The following is a 4,590-nucleotide window of genomic DNA, read 5'->3' on the forward strand; positions in this document are numbered from 1 at the left end:
ACGGACAGACTCGAATTAGTGTCCATCCGTAAAGTACTCTTTTCGAGACGTAACGGACAACTCCGTTTGAAGAGTCGGCACGGACCATTCCGTGCCGAATTAAAAAGTTATATATTAAGTTAGTTTACGTTATGTTTGTGAGCTGGAAAATCTTAAGTCAATCTGCCAGCTGGCGGATTAACTCAAGATTTCACTTAACGGACAGACTCGAATTAGTGGTTTATAAAAATGAAACACATCATCGCCTTAGCCGATTGCAATAATTTCTACGCTTCTTGCGAGCGAGTTTTTAAGCCTGAGTTAGAAGGAAAACCTATCGTGATTTTATCAAATAATGATGGCTGTATCATTGCCCGTTCGAATGAGGCAAAAGCTGTGGGAATTCCTTTCAGAAAACCTTTTTTCAAGTGTCGGGAATTAATTGAGAAACATCAGGTTTTTGTTTTTTCCTCTAACTATGAACTTTACGGAGATATGTCTTTTCGCGTGATGGATACACTTTCACAGTTTACACCTGATTATGAAATTTATTCAATAGATGAAGCATTTTTACTTCTTTCCGGATTTGCTCATAAGAATCTGACAGAATATGGAAAGGAAATTTCCGAAACCGTCAAACAGTGGACTGGGATTCCAATTTCAATTGGGATTGCTACGACGAAAACGCTGGCAAAAATAGCCAATCATATTGCAAAACGATCCGTAAAATTAAACGGTGTTTATGATATTTCCAAATTTTCTGAAGCGGAAATTAATGCAATTCTAAAGGAAACGGATGTAGGTAAAATTTGGGGAATTGGCGGGAGATATGAGAAATTTCTCAAAAGAAATCAAATTTATACTGCTTTTGATCTAAAAAATTGCAGAGATAATTGGATACGCAAAAATCTCACTGTGGTTGGACTGAAAACTGTTTTCGAGCTGCGTGGTATTCCTTCTATAGAATTGGAGCAGATCACACCTCCAAACAAACAGATCGTCAGTTCTCGGTCGTTCGGAAAACCGGTTTCCACATTGCAGGATCTGGAAGAAGCCGTGGCAACCTATGCTTCACGAGCTACGGTTCGTCTTCGCAAACAAAATCTTCTATCTGCAACCGTTACGGTGTTTATCGCAACCAATCGTTTCAAAAAAGATGAGCCTCAATATTCAAATTCCCAAACTTTTGAACTCGCTCAACCAACGGATGATACTTCTGCGATTATTAAAATTGCCCACAGTAATTTACGAAAAATATTCAAAAAGGGATTTAATTATAGAAAAGCAGGAATAATGTTATCCGGTATTCAAGTCGAAGGTGAAACCCAGCTCAGTCTTTTTAGCTCGGAATATTTTCGGAGCAGAAATCAGAAACTTATGAAGAAAATTGACAAGATAAACAAGAAGTGGGGAAGTGATACAATTCGCTATGCATCGACAGGATATAAAAAAAATTGGAAAATGAAAAGAGAAATGAAATCACCATCGTACACTACGAACTGGAACGAACTTCCGGTAGCGAAAGCAAACAGTAAAAAAATGAACGGAAATCATAATTTATGTGCGGAAGATTTGCTCAAATAAATACACCCGAAAAGATTGCTCAGGAATTTGATGTTCTGCAAACAACAATGGATTTTGAGCCGAGTTATAATGTGGCTCCTTCAAATGATGTGGCTGTGGTTATTTATGACCATCACAAGGGCGTGAAAAAACTTGGAACAATGCGCTGGGGTTTGATTCCAAATTGGGCAAAAGATAAATCGGTCGGATATAAAATGATAAATTCTCGCTCTGAATCTTTAACAGAAAAGCCATCTTTTCAAATTCCTTTTACGAGAAAACGCTGCCTGATCCCTGCTTCCGGATTTTATGAATGGAAGAAACAGGACAACCGAAAAATACCTTTTTATTTTCATCTAAAGAATCGTGAAATTTTCGGATTTGCCGGAATTTTTGATAAATGGATTTCTTCAGAAGGGAAAAATATATTTTCCTGTTCAATAATTACTACATCTGCAAACGAACTTGTTAAGGAAGTCCATCATCGAATGCCGGTGATTCTCTCCAAACAATCAGAAAATATTTGGCTGGATAATTCACGGTACGATAAAAACGAATTGCTTTCCTTTCTCAAGTCTTATGAACCTAATGAAATGCAAACTTATCAGGTTTCTCCGTTTGTCAATTCACCCCAAAATAATTCCGTTGAGTGCATAAAACCGCTATGACTTTTTCTTCCCAAAATAAAATTCAGTACGTTTCCGGAGTCGGTCCGAAACGGGCAAAATTATTGGAGAAGCTCGGAATAAAAACGGTTGAAGATATTCTCTTATATTTTCCGCGAGATTACGTAAATAGGGTGAACAACCGTCCAATCGTGGAGCTGGAAATTGACGAGATAATCTCCGTAAAAGTTCACATTACTTCCAAGGGAACTCTTCAAAGTCGCTATAAAAAATCGATGTTTAAAGTAGTGGTTTCGGATGGAACCGGCTACATAACTTGTATTTGGTTTAATGCGTCAAAATGGTTGCAGAAGCAATTTGAGGTCGGGGATGAAATAATCGTTATGGGAAGGTTGCAGTTTTATGGCAAAAATCTTAGTATCACTCATCCTGATGTGGAATTTATTGAGGATAAGAAAAAGGAAAGTTTTTGGTCAAAACGCGATCTGTTACCCATTTATCACCTTACAGAAGGGCTGACAAATAAATTTTTTCGTAAGATAATTTTTACTATTCTCAATGGAGGATTCGATTCTTCGGAAACTTTGCCGGATTATATTCGGAATGAGGAAAAACTCATTTCTCTATCGGATGCTTTGCAAAAAATTCACATGCCGGAATCGGAGGAGGACGTAGAGGTTGCGAAAAAGCGTTTGATCTTTGAGGAATTATTTTTTCTTCAACTGATGCTTGCTCGAAAAAAAATACATTGGAGTCGTGCTAAGGGAAATTCGATGATTTTGCAAAAAACTCTGACCACGAGTTTGAAGAATAAACTCCCCTTTGAATTGACCGCTTCTCAAAAAAAAGTTCTCAACGAGATCGTGAAAGATATGAATTCCCCTTTTCAAATGAATCGTTTGCTTCAGGGTGATGTTGGTTCCGGCAAAACGATCATTTCTATTTTTGCCATGCTTTTGGCGGTTGAAAATGGATTTCAGGCTGCGATAATGGCTCCCACGGAAATACTCGTTCACCAGCATTATTTTGCTCTCAAGAATTTTTTGAAGGATATTCCGGTTAAAAGTATAATTTTGCTCGGTGGGAATTATGCCGGTAAAAGTGCCATAAAAGACGCTGTTCAAAAAGGTGAATATGATATCGTAGTTGGCACCCATTCGCTGATCCAAAAGGATGTTAAGTTCAAAAATCTTGGCTTGGTTATTGTTGATGAGCAGCACCGATTCGGCGTTTTGCAAAGGAAAGTTTTGTCACAAAAAGGGCAAATACCCGATAAACTGGTAATGAGTGCAACTCCGATTCCGCGTTCTTTGGCTCTTACCGTTTACGGAGATTTGGATGTGAGCATCATTGATGAGTTGCCACCGAATCGTCAGGAAATTTATACTAACTGGATCAAGAAAGCAAAGAAGTCGAAAGTTTATGATTTCATCAAAAAAGAGGTTGATAAGGGAAGGCAAGTTTATATTGTTTGTCCTCTTGTGGAAGAATCGGAAAAATTGAATTTACGCGATGCTACCTCAACATTTGAAGATTTGCAAAATGGTGAATTTGCAAAATATCGGCTCGCACTTTTGCATGGGAAAATGAAAAACGCAGATAAAGATAGAATCATGCAAAAATTTTCCGGTGGTGAGATTGATGTGCTCGTTTCTACCACAGTAATCGAAGTGGGGATTGATGTTCCCAATGCAACTATTATGATGATCGAGCATGCGGAAAGATTTGGGCTTTCCCAATTGCATCAGTTACGCGGACGGGTGGGAAGAGGGAAATACAAATCATACTGTGTTTTAGTCGCTTATTACCCAATGTCCGATGAAGGATTGATTCGGCTCAACACAATGAAAGCGACGAATGACGGTTTTAAGATTTCCGAAGTTGATCTGGAAATTCGCGGTCCCGGTGAATTTTTTGGAACAGAGCAATCTGGTATGCCAAGATTTCGAATTGCCAATATAATTCGCGACAGAAATGTATTGGAAAAAGTTAGGAAAATTGCTTTTAAGATCATTGATGAAGATTATGATTTGAAGTTGGAAACAAATAAGCTTCTTCGCAAACAGTATAAGAAGAAATTTGCCCAAAAGGAAAAGTTGTTCAGCTTTTAGGTTTGTAGATCAAAAGGGCGTGAACGCCCTAGATTATTTTTTTTGTTTTTTTCCCAGCCATGAATGGCTGGGCTATTAAAAGCTCAAGTTTAAAATTTAAAAAGAGTTAGCCTCGAATGCACGAATAAAAATAAAAAATGGTGAAATGAGAAATGGGAAAAGGGAAAACGGAGAAGGGAAATTTTGAATTTTGAATTTTGAATTGTGAAAAAATAGCCACAAACGCGAAAAAAAATAGCCTATCCGTTTACGGATAGGTAAAAGATCAGGCAAATTATTTTACGCCATTTATGGCGTTTTGGGGAAATGTA

General features: G+C 37.8%; 3 protein-coding genes. All 3 read left to right on the plus strand.

Annotation, left to right across the window (positions count from 1 at the left end; genetic code table 11):
• Positions 1-228 precede the first annotated feature (228 nt).
• Genes U9P79_01220 through recG form a run of 3 tightly spaced genes read left to right on the plus strand, consistent with a single transcriptional unit; the run spans position 229 to position 4,279 of the window.
• Complete coding sequence (locus U9P79_01220; protein MEA2103250.1) at positions 229-1,563, plus strand: Y-family DNA polymerase; 1,335 nt, start codon at positions 229-231, stop codon at positions 1,561-1,563.
• Complete coding sequence (locus tag U9P79_01225; GenBank protein ID MEA2103251.1) at positions 1,539-2,210, plus strand: SOS response-associated peptidase; 672 nt, start codon at positions 1,539-1,541, stop codon at positions 2,208-2,210. The genes U9P79_01220 and U9P79_01225 overlap by 25 nt, the downstream gene beginning before the upstream one ends.
• A complete protein-coding gene (gene recG, locus U9P79_01230) occupies positions 2,207-4,279 on the plus strand; it encodes an ATP-dependent DNA helicase RecG (GenBank protein MEA2103252.1) in 2,073 nt (690 codons plus the stop codon). Before U9P79_01225 ends, recG begins: the two co-directional genes overlap by 4 nt.
• Positions 4,280-4,590 lie beyond the last annotated feature (311 nt).

This window comes from Candidatus Cloacimonadota bacterium, assembly GCA_034661015.1.
GTDB lineage: Bacteria > Cloacimonadota > Cloacimonadia > JGIOTU-2 > JGIOTU-2 > JAYEKN01.

Coding starts and splice junctions, on each gene's coding strand:
- U9P79_01220 (MEA2103250.1), top strand. CDS start 229: ATGAAACACATCATCGCCTTAGCCGATTGCAATAATTTCTACGCTTCT.
- U9P79_01225 (MEA2103251.1), top strand. CDS start 1,539: ATGTGCGGAAGATTTGCTCAAATAAATACACCCGAAAAGATTGCTCAG.
- recG (MEA2103252.1), top strand. CDS start 2,207: ATGACTTTTTCTTCCCAAAATAAAATTCAGTACGTTTCCGGAGTCGGT.